The 12,392-nt window shown below is 74.0% G+C and carries 12 protein-coding genes; 3 read left to right on the top strand and 9 right to left on the bottom strand.

The features are described from left to right. Positions 1–160: 160 nt before the first annotated feature. A complete protein-coding gene (locus tag IO39_RS32965; RefSeq protein WP_043631331.1) occupies positions 161–691 on the bottom strand; it encodes a uridine kinase family protein in 531 nt (176 codons plus the stop codon). A gap of 39 nt (positions 692–730) precedes the next feature. Between IO39_RS32965 and IO39_RS32960 the strand changes: the two genes are divergently transcribed. Beyond that, the gene (locus IO39_RS32960) at positions 731–1,927 is read left to right on the top strand and encodes a CaiB/BaiF CoA transferase family protein (RefSeq protein ID WP_169789164.1); all 1,197 of its coding nucleotides are present in this window, start codon (positions 731–733) and stop codon (positions 1,925–1,927) included. A 31-nt stretch (positions 1,928–1,958) separates the two neighbouring features. Further along, positions 1,959–3,485, top strand: coding sequence for a carboxyl transferase domain-containing protein (locus IO39_RS32955; RefSeq protein ID WP_052423662.1), 1,527 nt, complete (start codon positions 1,959–1,961; stop codon positions 3,483–3,485). Here the strand turns inward: IO39_RS32955 and IO39_RS32950 are convergent. From IO39_RS32950 to IO39_RS32920, 7 genes are read right to left on the bottom strand one after another with little or no spacing between them, the layout of a single operon-like run. Beyond that, positions 3,482–5,404 carry a PQQ-binding-like beta-propeller repeat protein gene (locus IO39_RS32950; protein WP_043631321.1) on the bottom strand — a complete coding sequence of 641 codons (1,923 nt, stop codon included), beginning with the start codon at positions 5,402–5,404 and terminating at the stop codon, positions 3,482–3,484. The two genes, IO39_RS32955 and IO39_RS32950, sit on opposite strands and share 4 nt — an antisense overlap. Continuing rightward, a complete protein-coding gene (locus tag IO39_RS32945) occupies positions 5,401–5,898 on the bottom strand; it encodes a sigma-70 family RNA polymerase sigma factor (protein ID WP_245642439.1) in 498 nt (165 codons plus the stop codon). The genes IO39_RS32950 and IO39_RS32945 overlap by 4 nt, the downstream gene beginning before the upstream one ends. Positions 5,899–5,932: 34 nt before the next feature. Continuing rightward, positions 5,933–6,328: a UCP033725 family protein gene (locus IO39_RS32940; RefSeq protein ID WP_043631314.1), complete on the bottom strand. Its 396-nt coding sequence runs from the start codon at positions 6,326–6,328 to the stop codon at positions 5,933–5,935. Further along, positions 6,325–6,771, bottom strand: a complete 447-nt coding sequence (locus IO39_RS32935) for a hypothetical protein (protein WP_245642438.1) — start codon at positions 6,769–6,771, stop codon at positions 6,325–6,327. Before IO39_RS32935 ends, IO39_RS32940 begins: the two co-directional genes overlap by 4 nt. Before the next feature lie 46 nt (positions 6,772–6,817). Beyond that, entirely contained in the window at positions 6,818–7,609 is a 792-nt protein-coding gene (locus tag IO39_RS32930; RefSeq protein WP_043631308.1) for a carbon-nitrogen hydrolase family protein, read from the bottom strand. Next, a complete protein-coding gene (locus IO39_RS32925) occupies positions 7,569–8,504 on the bottom strand; it encodes a DUF418 domain-containing protein (RefSeq protein ID WP_052423656.1) in 936 nt (311 codons plus the stop codon). Before IO39_RS32925 ends, IO39_RS32930 begins: the two co-directional genes overlap by 41 nt. Beyond that, positions 8,501–10,528, bottom strand: a complete 2,028-nt coding sequence (locus IO39_RS32920; RefSeq protein WP_157549193.1) for an alpha/beta fold hydrolase — start codon at positions 10,526–10,528, stop codon at positions 8,501–8,503. Before IO39_RS32920 ends, IO39_RS32925 begins: the two co-directional genes overlap by 4 nt. A 25-nt stretch (positions 10,529–10,553) precedes the next feature. On the opposite strand from IO39_RS32920, the gene IO39_RS32915 reads away from it, so the two are divergent. After that, positions 10,554–11,720, top strand: coding sequence for a pyridoxal phosphate-dependent aminotransferase (locus IO39_RS32915; RefSeq protein ID WP_084773887.1), 1,167 nt, complete (start codon positions 10,554–10,556; stop codon positions 11,718–11,720). Between the two features lie 193 nt (positions 11,721–11,913). On the opposite strand, the gene IO39_RS58155 is transcribed toward IO39_RS32915, so the two are convergent. Continuing rightward, on the bottom strand, positions 11,914–12,267 hold the full coding sequence (locus tag IO39_RS58155; protein ID WP_084773885.1) for an Atu4866 domain-containing protein: 354 nt from the start codon (positions 12,265–12,267) through the stop codon (positions 11,914–11,916). Positions 12,268–12,392: the final 125 nt, after the last annotated feature.

Below are 12,392 nucleotides of genomic sequence, written 5' to 3'. Positions count from 1 at the left end.
AGATCATCCGCTGCCTCAAACGCTACATCGCCCGGGAACTCTACAAAGCGATCACCCAAAACGATCAAGAAAACACCGATTGACATCCATAGGAGCATCGCCACCGGCCTCGCACTCGGGCATCACGCCCGCCGATGACGCGTGGGAGCCGCCGGCCGGGTCACGTCGTGATGACGAGGTCGGCCCGCTCGCGCGTGCGGTCCTCGGCGAACCACGCGCGCTCGGCCTCGAACCACTCCTTCCACCGCGGCTCCAGCGCGGCGCCGTCGCGCTCCAGCACGCGCCGCAGCCGCACCGGCTCGGCGGCCTCCAGCCAGACGGTGTACGCCACCAGCTCCGCCACCGACGCCCGCGCCGTGCCCACGCCCTCGATGATCAGCACCGGCGCGACGGGCACGGCCACCCATTCGGCATAGGCGTCGCGCACCCAGTCGTACCTGCGGAAACCTCCGGGCAGCCCCTGCCGGAGCGGGCGCAGCACCTGGCGCTCCAGGGCGTGGAACCAGGCGCCCGGACCCTCCTCCCACGGCACGGGGAAGTCGTCGCTGTGGATCACCTGGCAGCCCAGCTCGCCCGCCAGGCGGCCGGCGAACGTCGTCTTGCCCGAGCCCGCGGGCCCGTCCACGGCGACCAGGCGCACCGGGCCGCACGAGGGCGGCAGGGCCGCGATGCGGGCGGGCAGGTCATTCACCGACCCAGGGTAGATGACGGATCGTGGACGCCTGAGAGAATGTTCTTCCACTCCCGGACGCAAGCAGGAGGTCGGATCGTGCTCGGACCCCTCGGTGACATCGTCGTGCTCGATCTGTCCAGGGCGCTGGCCGGGCCGCACGCCGCGCAGATGCTCGGTGACCTGGGCGCCCGGGTGATCAAAGTGGAGCATCCGGACGGCGGCGACGAGTCGCGCGGCTGGGGGCCGCCGTTCGTCGGGCCCGACGAGGAGATCTCGACCTACTTCCTGGCCGCCAACCGCAACAAGCAGTCCATCGCCGTCGATCTGAAGTCCGCGGAGGGCAAGCGGCTCGTCGAGCGGCTCGTCCGGCAGAGTGACGTGCTCGTCGAGAACTTCCGCGCCGGCGTGCTCGACCGCCTCGGCTTCCCCGTCGCCCGCCTGCACGAGCTCAACCCCCGCCTCGTCATCCTGTCGATCACCGGCTTCGGCCACGACGGCCCCGAAGGCGGGCGCCCCGGCTACGACCAGATCGCCCAGGGGGAGGCCGGGCTGATGTCGCTGACCGGTCCCTCGCCCGACGAGCCGTACCGCGTCGGGGCCTCCGTCGCCGACCTGCTGGCCGGCATCCACGGCGCGTACGGCGTGGCCGCCGCCCTCTACGAGCGCGAGCGCACCGGCAAGGGACGCGTCGTGCGCACCTCGCTGCTGGCCGCCGTCACCGGCGTGCACTCCTACCACGGCACCGCCTGGACGGTCGGCGGCCGGGTGCCCGGCGCGGGCGGCAACCACCACGCCTCCATCGCCCCCTACGGCGCCTTCCGCTGCGCCGACGGCATGGTGCAGATCGCCGCCGCCAACGACGGCCAGTGGCGTAAGGTGGCGGCGCTGCTCGGCATCGACCCCGACACCCCCTGCTACGCCACCAACCGCGACCGGTTCGCCCATCGCGACGAGCTGATCGCCGACATGGAGAAGGCCCTGTCCGCCCACGACCGCGCCCACTGGCTGGCCAGGCTGGGCGAGGCCGGGGTGCCCGCGGGCTCGATCAGGACGCTCGACGAGGTCTACTCCTGGGAGCAGACCCGCTCGCAGGGCCTGGTCGTCGAGGTGGAGCACCCGGTGCTCGGCACGATCGAGCTGCCCGGCCCGCCGCTGCGCTTCGACGGGCTGGAGGGGATGAAGCACACCGCGCCGCCCGCGCTCGGCCAGGACGGCGAGGCCGTGCTCGCCTGGCTGGACGAGCGCGAACGATGATCGGAAACCGATGGCACCGGCCGGGGCGCTCATGCGTCAACATTGCATCGTCGCTGACATCCAGGGAGTGATAGTGAGCCGTCCGGACGCGCGCACACTGATGGAAACGGTCCTCGACCGGGGGTCGTGGAAGTCGTGGGACGCGCCGCCCGCCGATCCGGCCCAGCCCGGCTCCTCCTACGCCGACGAGCTGGCGGCGGCCCGGGTCAAGTCCGGCTACGACGAGGCCGTGATCACCGGTGAAGGGTTGCTCGGCGGGCGCAGGGTGGCCGTCGCGGCGTGCGAGTTCTCGTTCATGGCGGGCTCGATCGGGGTGGCGGCGGCCGAGCGGCTCGTCACCGCGATCGAGCGGGCCACCCGCGAGGGGCTGCCGCTGCTGGCCGCGCCGGCGTCGGGCGGCACGCGCATGCAGGAGGGCGCGCGCGCCTTCGTCCAGATGGTGAAGATCACCGCCGCGATCCAGGCGCACCGGGCGGTCGGCCTGCCGTACCTGGTCTATCTGCGGCATCCGACGACCGGCGGGGTGCTGGCGTCCTGGGGGTCGCTCGGGCAGGTCACGCTGGCCGAGCCGGGCGCGCTCATCGGGTTTCTCGGGCCGCGCGTGTTCGAGTCGCTGCACGGCTACTCGTTCCCGGAGGGCGTGCAGGTCGCGGAGAACCTGCACGGCAAGGGGCTGATCGACGCGGTCGTCTCGGCCGAGGAGGCGCGCGAGGCGGCGATCAGGGCGCTGGCCGTGCTCGCCGACGACCGTGCCGGCATCGTGGCGGGCGAGCCGCCGGAGGAGGACCTGCGGCCGGTGGAGGCGTGGGAGGCGATCACCCGCTCCCGCCGTGACGACCGGCCGGGCGTACGCGCGCTGCTCAAGCTGGCCGCCACCGACGTGACCAGGCTCAGCGGCACGGGCGAGGGCAAGAACGAGCCGGGGCTGGTGCTCGCGCTGGCCAGGTTCGGCACCGTGCCCGCCGTGGTGCTCGGCCAGGACCGGCGGCTCCAGCGCACCCGCTCGCCGCTCGGCCCGGCGGGGCTGCGGGTGGCCAGGCGCGGCATGCGGCTGGCCGCCGAGCTGGGCCTGCCCCTGATCACCGTGATCGACACGGCCGGCGCCGACCTGTCGAAGGCGGCCGAGGAGGGCGGGCTGGCCGCCGAGATCGCCCGCTGCCTGGCCGAGCTGGTCACGCTCGACGCGCCGACCGTCTGCCTGCTGCTCGGCGAGGGCGCGGGCGGGGCGGCGCTGGCGCTGCTGCCCGCCGACCGGGTGTTGTGCGCGCAGCACGCCTGGTTGTCGCCGCTGCCGCCGGAGGGCGCCTCGGCCATCCTCTATCGCTCGGTCGACTTCGCCCCCGAGATCGCCCAGGCGCAGCAGATCCGCGCCACCGACCTGCGCCGCGACGGCATCGTGGACCGCGTCATCCCCGAGCTGCCCGACGCCGCCTACGAGCCGCGGCAGTTCTGCGAGCGGGTGGGGCGGGCGCTGGAGTACGAGATCGCGGGGCTGCTGCGGATGAGCCCGGCCGACCGCTTCGCGGCCCGCCAGGCCCGATACCGCAACCTGCGCTAGTCCTGCTGCCAGAGCTGCCTGCCGCCGGCGTCGAACCCCTTGACGACCATGCCGGCGGAGAAGTCGGCGCCCTCGGGGACCGGCGCGGCGAACAGTGTCACCCCCTGTCCCCACGGGTCGGGGGCGGCCTCGGCGGTGCCGGTGACGCCGTTCGACGAGGTGACCTCGATCCTGGCGGTGCCGGCGAGCGCGTAGCCGTACCAGGTGTGGGTGCCGCGGCCCCACGTCACCGGCTGTTCGGCGCTGAGCAGGTCGCTCAGCCTGGTCCCGGGCAGCGGCCCGGCGAGCCCCATGACCAGCTCGCCGTTCTCCCAGAAGGCCAGGCAGTTCGGCTCGCTCACGAGCGCGGTGACGCCCGCGGGCAGCGGGTGGCGGGGGGTGTCGGAGCGCAGGGCCTGCTGCCCGCAGTCCTTGCGCGTCTCCGGGAACAGCCCGAGTGGCCGGCCCTTGCGTTTCATGGTGAAGCCCGCGACCTCCGCGTCGCTGGACGGGATCGTGACGTACCAGATCGGGGCCGGGGTGCCGGTGCCGCGCCGGAACGTGGCGGGCAGGCGCCGCCCGTCGGAGAGCACGGCCTCGACCGACTCCCAGTCGTCGCCCGCCGCGCCGAAGTAGCTGACGGTGCCGGGCTCCGGCAGGTACTGGACGGCCCGCAGCGGGCTGCCGAAGTGTTCCGGGTGCCGGCCACCGCCGATGCAGGACAGGTCGGGGTCCACGCCGCCGGAGTAGCAGAGCGTGACCGTGGGGCCGGTCGCGCCGGAGCCGGCGCCGGTGAACCAGACGCGCACCGGCTCACCGACCGCTCCGGTGCCGGGCAGGCTCATCACCTCGCCGACGGGCGGGGTGTCCTCCCGCGGATCCCCGGCCTCGTCGCGCCAGACCTCCGCGCCCGACGCGTCGTAGGCGACCAGGCGATGGCGCTCCTCCCCGTTGTCAGGGGCGCCCTCGGCGGCGAACAGCGTGATGCCCAGACCCCATGGATCGGGCCGCGTCCCGACCTGGGCGGTGGTCCCGTCCTCGAAGGAGAACGCGATCCTGGAGACGTTCCCCGCGGCCACCCCGGTGATCACGTTCTCCCGCATGCGCGCGTCGACCGGTGGCATGGCCCGGCCGAGCAGGGACGTGCCGAGCTCCGCGCCGCCGCGTGTGAGGCGCAGCTCCGTGCCCTCCTTCGTCCGGAACGGCCGCGCGGTCACCCCGGCGGGCAGGTCGTGGGCCGCCCCGAGCGCCTGTCCCGGCTGCGGAGCGGCGAACATGTCGCGCGAGCGCTCGCCGAGGTCCCTGCCCCGGTCGTCGGCGATCTCGATCTTCGACAGCGGCTGCCGCGCGGGGTAGGTCACCGTCCAGATCCGGTACGGCGCCCCGGCGGGCCGCCACAGTTGCCCGGGGAACCTCTGCCCGTCGCCCGCGACCCCGGTGACCGTCCCGATGTCGTCGACGGCCACGCCCCAGTCCAGCGCGGTCTCGGCCTGCTCACGGGCGGTGCTGCCCGCGAACCAGGCGTCGGAGCCGATCGTGGGCATGCGCGAGCAGCCCCCGAACGCCTCGGAGTCCGCCCGGTCCAGGACGTAGCACAGCTCGGGATTGCCCAGCCTGCCCCTGGCGAACCAGAGCCGCAGCGGCTTGCCCTCGGTGGGGTTGTCCACCGTGACCTGCTCGCCGGCGGCGGTCCTGCCCCGCATGAGCCCCTGGTAGATCGCGTCGGCGCCGGCCGCGGTGTTCCCGCCCAGGCCCCCGTTGAGCAGGACGGGCACGAACACGGCCAGCAGCGCCACCGGCAGCGCGGCCGCCGCCAGGCGCAGCGCGAGGTACCGGCGCGGCCTGCGCTCGCGCACCCGCACCCAGGCGTCCGGGCTGGTCTCGAAGGTCTGGGCGCGGGCGTCGAAGGCCGCTCGCAGGCGCTCTTCCAGGTCAGTCACCGGTCCTCCTCCTTCAGCGCCCTGCCCAGGGCCGCCAGGCCCCTGCTGGCGTGGGTCTTCACCGATCCTGGCGAGACGCCCATGGCGTCGGCGATCTCGCGCTCTGACAGGTCCAGCCAGTAACGCAGGACGAGGGCCTCGCGCTGGCGGCGCGGCAGGCGGTCCACGGCCGCCAGCAGCTCGCGGTGCTCCTCGCAGACGAGCACGGCCTGCTCGCTGCTGCGGACGGGCTCGGGAGGGTCGGGGCGGCGCAGCCGGATGAGGCGCAGATGCCGCAGGCGGTTACGGGTCAGGTTGCAGACGGTCGCGCGGAGATAGGCCATCGCGGCCCCGTCGTCGCGCAACCGCCGCGAGTGCAGCCGGGCGAACGCCTCCTGGACGATGTCCTCGGGGTCGTCCGCGCCGAGCAGCCCGGCCAGGCGTACCAGAGACTGGTACTGGGCCGCGAACAGCTCGGCGAACGACGGCTGCGCCATGGTCGCTGTTTCGGTCACATCCCTAGAGACACACGGGCGCGCCGGAGGTTGACTACGGGACCGGAATCCTTTCGACCCGGATGGAGAAGACCTCTTCGCGGGGCACCACGACCTCGTAGGCGCCGTGGTCGACCATCCAGTAGCCCAGCGCCTCGGCCTTCATCCCGCTGTGGCCGGTGTAGGCGATGTGCAGCCCGTCGTCGTCCTCGTCGAGCACGATGCAGGGCTCGCCGCCGAACGCGCCCACGGTGCGGATCAGCACCAGCCACTCCACCTGCGACCGGGGCACCGTGCGCCGCCAGTAGCCGGAGGCCGGCTCGAAGCCCTCCAGCTCCGTCTCGCTGAACAGCACCACCTGGTCGCTGTCGGGGCCGAGGGCGGCGGGCAGGGTGCGCTCGCCGAAGCGGGCCACGAAGCCGGAGGCGACCGGCGCGAGGTCGTCGCTCATGCGGCGGGCCGCCAGGTCAGCCCGTCGTAATCGGCGAAGGGCCGCTCGCCCTCGCCGGTGACGCGCACGATCTCCGCCCCGGCCGGGATCGGCATCGGCATCGTGTGGAACTGCGGCACCACGTGCTCGGACGACGTGGTGAACCCGTTGCCGGCGAACGGCGGCGCGTCGCTCCAGTCGCCGCCCATGTGCGGCCCGTAGGGCACCGCGTAGGTGTCGACGTCGCGGGCGAACCAGCGCATCACATAGAGCTCGGGCACCTCGGCGAACAGCTCGGAGCCGTCGAAGGACAGGTCGAGCCCGTGGTAGAGGGCCTCAGGAGTGGTCAGCCTGACGCAGTCCTGCACCCGGTAGACGTAGCCCGAGATCACCGTGCGCTTGCCCGAGAGGTATGGCACGAGCAGACGCGGCGGGACCACCTTCTGCATCTGCGTTCCGCTCACAGTCCTACTTTACGATCGCTTGACCCCCGGGTGGACCGCCTCGTCATCACAGAACGCGATGTTCGAGGCACGGCAGCGTCGCCCTGGCGTCGGAGGTGTAGTCGTGGTCCACCTCCACGACCCGCACGCCGGGGCCGGTGCCGAGGTCGGCGCGGACCACGCCCAGCGGGTCGACCAGCATGCTGCGGCCCACCCCGAAGCCGTCGGACGACTCGGCCGGGTTGGGCGCCTGGCCGACGGCCGCGGTCCACATGGTGTTCTCCAGCGCCCGCGCCCGCACCAGCGTCACCCAGTGGTCCTCCTTGAGCGGCCCCGACCCCCAGGCGGCGATCACCGCGAACAGCTCGGCCCCCCGGTCGACCAGCGCCCTGGCCAGCTCGGGGAAGCGGACGTCGTAGCAGGTGATCAGGCCCACCTTGACGCCGGCCAGCTCGACCACGACCGGCTCCGAGCCGGGCGCGACCAGGTCGGACTCCTTCGCGCCGAACGAGTCGAACAGGTGGATCTTCCGGTACGCGGCCCGCAGCGCGCCCCGGGCGTCGATGGCCACCGCCGTGTTGCACACCAGCCCCGTGCCGCCCGCGGCCTCGCCGGGCTCGAACACGCCCGCGATCACCGCCAGGCCGTGGGTGCGGGCCGACTCGGCGAGCCCGGACACGAACGGCCCGTCGAGCGGCTCGGCCAGGCCCGTGATGCGCCGCCCGTAACGGGTGAGCGTGGCCTCCGGGAAGATCGCCAGGTCGGCCCCTTCGGCCGCGGCGAGAGCCTCTCTGGCCCTCTTGAGGTTCGTGGAGGGATCAGGTGACACCGGGATCTGGCAGAGGGCGATTCTGGTCACGGCCCGACTCTAGCCTGTTGGGCACCATCCGGAACCAGGTCAGGCAACGCCACACCCATTCCAGCGGGCCGTACTTGTGGCGGGCCAGCCACCACCGCGCGAACAGGACCTGCGCGAGCACCGTGGCCCCCGCCAGCGCCACCACCGACCAGCGGGTGGGGTCGGCGTTCAGCAGCGGCAGGGCCAGCACGATCACGACGGTGCCGGAGACGTAGTTGGTCAGCGCCAGCTTGCCCAGCGGCTCCAGCACCGCCGACAGGACCGGCGCCGGCGGCGCGCGCAGGATCAGCAGCAGCCCCAGCGAGTACGCCGCCGCGCCCGCCAGCGCCGCCACGCTGTAGACGATCCAGTCGCGGGTCTCGCCCCAGGCGGCGGTGAGCAGCACCGTGGCCAGGGCGGTGACCGCGAACCCCGGCAGCAGCAGCGCCTTCGGCGGCCGCAGCCGCCACAGCCCCATGCCGACCAGGAACAGCCCGGGGATCAGCCACGCCCCGCCGCCCATCCACACCAGCGCCCACGCCACGCCCGCCACGCCGAGCACCAGCGCCGGCGCCCCGCCGGGCAGGAACGAGGCCGGCAACAGCAGCACGGCCCCCCAGAAGGCGTAGTCGGTCAGCACCTCGCCCTCGTAGAACGTGTGCTGGATCAGCCCGAAGCAGAACAGCCAGAACAACCTGCGCAGCAGCGCCCAGCGGCTGTTGCCGCGCAGGAACAGCAGGAAGCTGATGCCGAACAGCATCGAGAAGATCGGGTAGAAGCGGCTCTGGAACAGCGCCTCGACCGTCCAGTCGAGCGGCGCGGGCTGCGTCTTGACGGTGTGCTGCCAGGTGTTGACCAGCATGATGCCGCCCACCGCGAAACCGCGTAGGGCGTCGAGCTCACGGATGCGCGTCACAGGACCCAGATGAACCACCATACGAGGAATCCGGCGCCGATGACGGTTGCCGCGGTTTGTGGCCATCTGCGGTCGTACGTCATCGCCGCGGCGGTCAGCACGGCGGAGGCCACCGCGAGCGTCGAGTACAGCAGGACCGGGTCGGGCAGGCCGACGGCCAGGGCGGTCGCGTTCCCGCCCGCCAGCGTCCAGACGGACTGGGCGACGAGCCCGCTGAACGCCACGCCCGCCAGGCCCCCGAAGGCCGCCGCCGACCTGCCCCGCAGCGCGGCCGTGACGAGCTGGAGCAGGCAGGCGAGCGCGAACAGCGCGAACGGCGCGGCCAGCCACGGCCTCCTGAGGATCTGGTACGGCGCGCCGGTGGCGTGCAGCCCGAACCGCAGCTCGGGACCCGCGGTGGCGGGGGCCGGGGTGCGGGCCGGGTGGCGGGTGGTGGCGCGAGCCGGGTCGCGGACGAAGGCGGTGGCGCGGGCCGGGTCGCGGACGAAGGCGGTGATCCGGCGGCGGGCGCAGCCGTCGGCCGCCAGGAGCGCGTGGGACAGGCCGGGGAACTCCTGGAAGCGCCCGGCGGGCAGGGCTTCGGCCGCCTGCCTGGCGGTCCTGGAGGGCGTCGCGGGGTCGTACTGTCCGGCGAGCACGTAGACGGGGGCCTCGGTGGTGGCGCCGACCGGCTCGGACCTGGGCAGCCGCCACGCCTCACACACCGCTTGATCCGCATTTACCGTGAAAAGTCGTGATTTGGTGGTGAACGGGGTCTCGTCCTGGCACCGCAGCGCGTGATACAGCCCGTACTCGCGCCCCGCCAGCTCTCCGCCCGCCGCGTCCACCAGGGGCCGCAGCAGCTCGTCGGGCCCCTTGCCCACGGCCTCGGCCAACCGCCGCAGCAGCTCCTCCGGCCCGTGCCACGCCGGCGGCCGGATCGGCCCCGCAGGCACGTACCCGGCCGCTGCCGGAGCCTCCCCACCCGCCGCGCCCGCGGACCCGCCACCCGCCGCGCCCGCGGACCCGCCACCCGCCGCCTGCCCGGGCCCGTAGCCGTCCGCCGCCTGCGCGGGCGGCGCCGGCGGTCCGGCGTGCTGCTCGGCGTGCTGCTCGGCCAGTGCGGACACCAGGGCCGGCGCCGCCTGGGCCGCGCCCGGGCGGCGCAGCGCCTCGGCCAGGATCGCGGCCAGGTCGTCCCCGCTCAGCCGGGCCGTGAACGACCTGCCCAGCAGCGGGTCCGTCGCCGCCACCCGGGCGGGCGCGGCGTTCAGCGCGGCCCGTACCGCCGCGAACCGCTCCCGCAGGCCCAGCCGCGCCAGGACGCCGGCCAGCCCGGCGTCGGCGTTCTCGGCGGCCCGCGCGGGCAGAGGGGAGTCGAGCACCACGGAACGCACCCCCTCGGGATCAGCCGCGGCCACCGCCGTCATCACCCTCGCCGAGAAGCCGACGCCGATCAGGTTCCACGACGTGTATCCGAGCTGCCTGCGCAGCGCGACCACGTCGGCCGCGATCTCCTTCGTGCGGTATCCCCGCAGGTCGATGCCCTGCTCGCCGAGCCGCTCCCGGCAGCGGCGCGCGGCGGCGGCCACCTCGGCCACCTCGGCCACCTCGGCCACCTCGGCCACCTCGGCGGCCTCGCCCCCGCCGGCGGGGGCGCGCCGCAGCCGGGACAGCAGCGCCTGCGCGGTCTCGGGGCAGGCCAGCACCGGCCGGGAGTGCCTGCCGCCGCGCGGCTCGACCGTGATCACGTCGCGGTCGGGGAACATCCGGCTCAGCAGGCCCAGCAGCGGCAGCGACGGCGCTCCCGGCCCGCCGCCCATGACCACGACCGGGTCGGGGCGGCGGGCGGGGGAGCGCGAGACGCGCACGGCGTACCCGACCTCGATCCACCTGCCCGGGGCGTCCCTGCGCTCGGGGACGCGGAGGAGACCGCAGGTCGTGCGGGCGGGCACGGGGGCGGGACAGAAGCCCGCGGAGGCCCGGGACGGCGTCATGACCGGCGGCGCGGACAGGGCGAGGGCGAGCACGACCCGAAGGATCACGGGACGAGACTAATAGTGTGGACCCGTGACCGAACCACTCGTTACCAGGATGCGCATCTTCGGCACGACGATTTTCGCGGAGATGAGCGCGCTCGCCGTGCAGACCGGGTCGATCAACCTCGGGCAGGGCTTCCCCGACACCGACGGGCCGGCCGCGATGCTGGACCGTGCCGTGCAGGCGATCGGCGCGGGCGCCAACCAGTACCCGCCGGGCCCCGGCGTGCTGGAGCTGCGGCAGGCGGTCTCGGAGCACCGCGCCGCGCACTACGGGCTCTCCTACGACCCGGTGGGCGAGATCCTGGTCACGGTCGGCGCCACCGAGGCCGTGGCCGCCGCCGTGCTCGCGCTGTGCGAGCCCGGCGACGAGGTGATCGCCTTCGAGCCGTACTACGACTCCTACGCCGCCTCGATCGCCCTGGCCCAGGCCCGCCTGGTCGCGGTCACGCTGCGGCCGGTCGAGGGCCGGTTCACCTTCGACCCCGACGAGCTGCGCGCCGCCGTCACGCCGCGCACCCGGGCCATCCTGGTCAACTCCCCGCACAACCCGACCGGGACGGTCTTCACCCGCGACGAGCTGACCGTCATCGCCGAGCTCTGCCGCGAGCACGGGCTGACCGCCGTCACCGACGAGGTGTACGAGCACCTGACCTTCGACGGGGTCGAGCACGTGCCGCTGGCCACGCTGCCCGGGATGCGCGAGCGCACGGTCATGATCTCCTCGGCGGGCAAGACGTTCTCGGTCACCGGCTGGAAGACCGGCTGGGTGTGCGCCCCCGCGCCGCTGGTGACGGCGGTGCAGACGGTCAAGCAGTTCCTCACGTTCACGGCGAGCGCGCCGTGGCAGCTCGCGGTGGCGTACGGGCTGCGGCACGAGATGGAGTGGGTGGCCGCGCTCGGGGCCGGGCTCCAGGACAAGCGCGACCGCCTGATGGAGGGGCTGACGGCGGCCGGGTTCGAGGTGCTGCGGCCGTCGGGGACGTACTTCGTGCAGACCGACATCCGGCCGCTGGGCTTCTCCGACGGGCTGGAGCTGACGCGGCGCCTGCCCGAGCTGGCCGGGGTGGTGGCCATCCCGACGCAGGTGTTCTACGACCACGCCGAGCGGGGCCGGCACTTCGTGCGGTTCGCCTTCTGCAAGAAGGACGAGGTCATCGACGAGGCCGTCACCCGGCTGAAGCGCCTGTCCTCCTGAGGGGGCCCGGTGCTGGAGAAGGCCGGGTTCCCCCGGGTGGCCGCCACTGGCGCCACGGCCCGGTTCAGCGTCACCGAGCCCGGCCCGGCTCGCCGCTGATCCTCCGGGGCCGGCGGCGCTGCACCCCCACCCCGCCGCCGGCCCGCCTCCGGCCGCTTCAGGGTGGCCGGGTCCGGCGTGGGTGTCGCGGCGGTCAGCGTTGTTCCCGGTAGAGGACGAGGTGCTCGTGGTAGAGCACGCCGCCGCGGACGTCCCCGGTGGCGGTGAAGCCCGTGTCGTCGACGTAGTCGATGTGGCTGCCGGTTACCGTGTAGCGGCCCGTGTAGGCGCGCTCGCGGCCGTCGCGCGCCTCCTCGTACCGGCCGTCGGGCAGCAGCTCCTGCCGGATGCGGCCGTCGGCGGTGACCCACATGCCGACGTACGGGTGCGGCCCGGCGCTCGCCGCTCCCCGCGCCGCCTGGGCCTGGCCGGCGGCGGGCCCGCGGCCGTCCGCGCAGGCGGCCAGCGTGGTGACGAGCCCGAGGGTGAGCAGCACTTTCGAGAACATGTCACGAACCTCCTTGGTCGTGCCGCCCCTGACGGCGACGGCACCACCAAGTCTCCCGAGGCCGGCGCCCTGTAGGCAGTGGTGAGCACCTCCTAGGAGAAACACACCCAGGCTCACGGACCATC

This window comes from Nonomuraea candida (assembly GCF_000725485.1).
Classification (GTDB): domain Bacteria; phylum Actinomycetota; class Actinomycetes; order Streptosporangiales; family Streptosporangiaceae; genus Nonomuraea; species Nonomuraea candida.
The sequence above is the reverse complement of the archived record's forward strand: the minus strand, read 5'-3'. Positions and strand labels throughout refer to the sequence as shown.